The sequence below is a fragment of the Methanobrevibacter sp. 87.7 genome (genome assembly GCF_002208625.1).
In the GTDB taxonomy this organism is placed as follows: domain Archaea; phylum Methanobacteriota; class Methanobacteria; order Methanobacteriales; family Methanobacteriaceae; genus Methanarmilla.
In genome coordinates, this window is sequence record NZ_MRCT01000172.1 from 1 (window position 1) to 3394 (window position 3394).

Sequence of the window (3394 nt, forward strand, 5' to 3'; positions counted from 1 at the left end):
GTGGTTATTTTAAGGGTTTTATTTTTATTGTTTTTTGTTTTAATTTTAAAATTAGTACTTATTTTAAGGTTTTATTCTAATTTAATGTTTTAAAATTAATTTTTTAAAATTAGAAATTTTATATTTCTTAGTTTTAGTGTTTTTAAAATGAGAAAATGAGTTTAAAAATAAAAAAATAATAAAATAGGAATTAATCCTATTTTATTTTTAATTAATCTTTCCTTTTAGGTACAAAAATACTTGCTAAAACTGCTAATATTACTAATACAATAGGTATTCCAGTTTTTGGACTAGTTATAGCCACATTTCCAGAATTATTACTATTATTATCACTAATACCATTATTTTTAATTACATTATTGTTGTTATTAGTACTATTGTTATTTGTATTGTTTGTATTTGTGTTAGTATTATTGTTAACTGGTATGGTTTTTACTTCAACAGTTGTATTAACTTTAGTATTTTCTGTTAAATCAGAACTTACTGTAAATACACTTGTAAAATTACCTTTTGCAACTGTATCATATGTTACTTTAAATTCAATACTTTCGTTTGGATCTAAAGAACCGTTGTATATCCATTTATTTTCACCATCAGGAATCCATGATGAGTTTCCTATACTATTAATTGGTAAATTAGGATTACCTTCAGTACTTATAACAATATTGGTTAATTTTTGATCTCCAGTATTTGTTATTTTAATAGTTGCATTAGTTTTATTACCTAAGTATACACTAGTAAAGTTAGGATCAATACTTACCTCCATTTTAGGAACAACAATATTAAATAATAAATAATTTGATGCATCAATATTAGTTCCTGCACTGTAGAATTTAAGTAAGACTGTAGTATTTTTTTCTACAGGTGTTCCATTAGCATAAGTTAATGGGAAACTACCATCGTAAACAAATTTTTCATTATCATTAATTCTTGATCCTAAGTAATGTTTAGCAATTACATGTTGTATAATTGGATCATTACTTAATTTGTAGTATTCTTGGGTATTGTTATTATAACTTGTGAAGTAAAGTGGATAATTTTTAAGATTTTCAATATCCCCTATAGAGTTACGGAATGTTTCATTAGTATAATATTCGTAAACTATAAGTTTAAGTAAATTACTTACATCTTCTCCAGTGTAAATATTTACTATGATTCCAGTATCATTCATTATATAATTAATTGTTCCATCTGGTTTGTATAATTTAATAGCATTTACTTTATTTGTAGTATCATAATAGTATGTTTTATTATTGTAATTTACACTAGTTGAATTTGCTACATTTTTAGTATTAAGATTACTATTAATTATATTTAAATTTCCAAATACTGTAACAACATTATTATCATTAGCTTTATTATCTGTAATATTGGAGTTTTCAATAGTTCCGTTTACACCATATACGATTCCATCACCACGAGCAGCATTATTTTTAATATTTGAATTATTAATTATTACATTATCTGTGTAAATTGCTGCACCATTAAATGCAGAATTGTCAGTGAAATTGGAATTATTAACTGTTACATTATATGCATATACACTTCCACCATAAACAAGAGCACTATTATTTTCAAATGTACTGTTTGCAATAGATGTATTATTAGCATATATTGCTCCACCATTACGTCCAGAATAACTATTTTTGAAAGTACCGTTTACTACAGAAACATTAGATGGTGTATAAACTGCTCCACCATATAAATTAATATTACTATTTATAAAACTACTATTTTCAATGTTAACATTATCATTTGCATAAACTGCTCCACCATATCTAGTAGCATTGGAATTAGTAAATGTACTGTTGATTATACTAGCTCCTTTATTAGCAACTATTGCTCCACCAGAATTTTTAGCAGTATTATTATCAAATATTGAATTATCAATGAAACTATCATATATTGAAGTTATTGCTCCACCAATATCTGCAGTATTATTTTTAAAACTTGAATTATTTACTTTAACATTATCTTCACAGTATATTGCTCCACCCATATTATTAGCAGCATTATTAACGAATGTACTATTATTTACTTTTATTTCATTAATAGAGTGTATTGCTCCAGCATTTTCTAAAGCAGTATTATTAATAAATGAAGAATTTTCTATCTCTGTTGTATTTTCTGATAAGATAGCACCTGCATTTTTTGTTTGAGCTGTATTATTAATAAAGTTACTATTATATACTTTTGTACTATTTTCTGAGAAAATTGCTCCAGCATATCCTTTTGCAGTGTTATTAGTAAAGTTACAATTGTTTATATTATTGTTATTTTTACTGTATATTGCTCCACCATGGTATAATGTGACATTATTATTTTTAAAGGTAGAATTTATAATATTTGCGTCTTCTGCACTAAATATTGCTCCACCCCATTTTGAGGAAGTACAATTATCAAAACTTGAATTAGTAACATTTACATTTTCAAGTCCATAGATAGCTCCACCCCAATAATATGCAAATGATTTTATAAATTTACAATTTTCTATACTGAGGTTTCCTCTAGAATAAATACCTGCACCATAATTTCCAATATTATTTATAAAACTACTGTTTATAATAGTTAAATTTGAATGGGAATATATTGATGAACCTTCTTCTGCAACATTATTCATAAATGTACAGTTTATAATTGTAGTTTCATTATTATTAGTAAAGTAAATAGTTCCACCAAGTTTAGATCGTCCATTTATAAATGTTAAACCGATTATGGTAATACTAGATTTGTCTGTCCAAATCATTTTACCTTTTTCTTCACGGTCAAGTATTGGTTTTTGTCCATTGTAGTTTTTAAGGGTAATATTTAAATTTTCAAGTTCAGTATAAAAATTTGTATAATTACCATCTAAAAAATTAACTACTGTACCATTTTTAAGATTTGGATATATAGCTTTCCAGTTAGATGGATCATTTGGACTTAAACCATTTCCATTTCCGTTTGGACTAATATAATAATTATTTTCACTATTTTCGTTTTCAGTAAGAATTTCATTAGGTTCTTTACTAGAAACTACATTACTATCAGCATAATTAATATTATTTATATCAGTATGGTTACTAGAAACAACATCATTTGTACTGTTTGAATCTGCTATTTGTGTAGTGGTAGTATTAACATCAGTTGCAAAAACAGATCCTATGCTTAATAAAAGGAAGATAATGAGTATAATAAATATCATTGATTTATTAAATCTTTTCATAAAATTTCCTATATTTTACTTAAGTATTTATTAATTTAACTATAAATTTAGTTAAGTTTAATTATAATTATTTAATATACAATGAATTTTGTATGATTAAAAATCTATGATAAAGATTTTGTAAATTTTATTAAAATTAATAATTTTTATAATTTATTTTACATTTTTTTTAAAAATATAGACTTAAAA

1 protein-coding gene is annotated in these 3394 nt (G+C 24.3%); it reads right to left on the reverse strand.

Annotation, left to right across the window (positions count from 1 at the left end; translation table 11 throughout):
* Positions 1–211: 211 nt before the first annotated feature.
* Positions 212–3205: a hypothetical protein gene (locus BGI41_RS07245; protein WP_088539974.1), complete on the reverse strand. Its 2994-nt coding sequence runs from the start codon at positions 3203–3205 to the stop codon at positions 212–214.
* Positions 3206–3394 lie beyond the last annotated feature (189 nt).

Bases quoted from the DNA above. Each gene is read 5' to 3' on its own strand.
- BGI41_RS07245 (WP_088539974.1), bottom strand. From the start codon at position 3,205: ATGAAAAGATTTAATAAATCAATGATATTTATTATACTCATTATCTTC.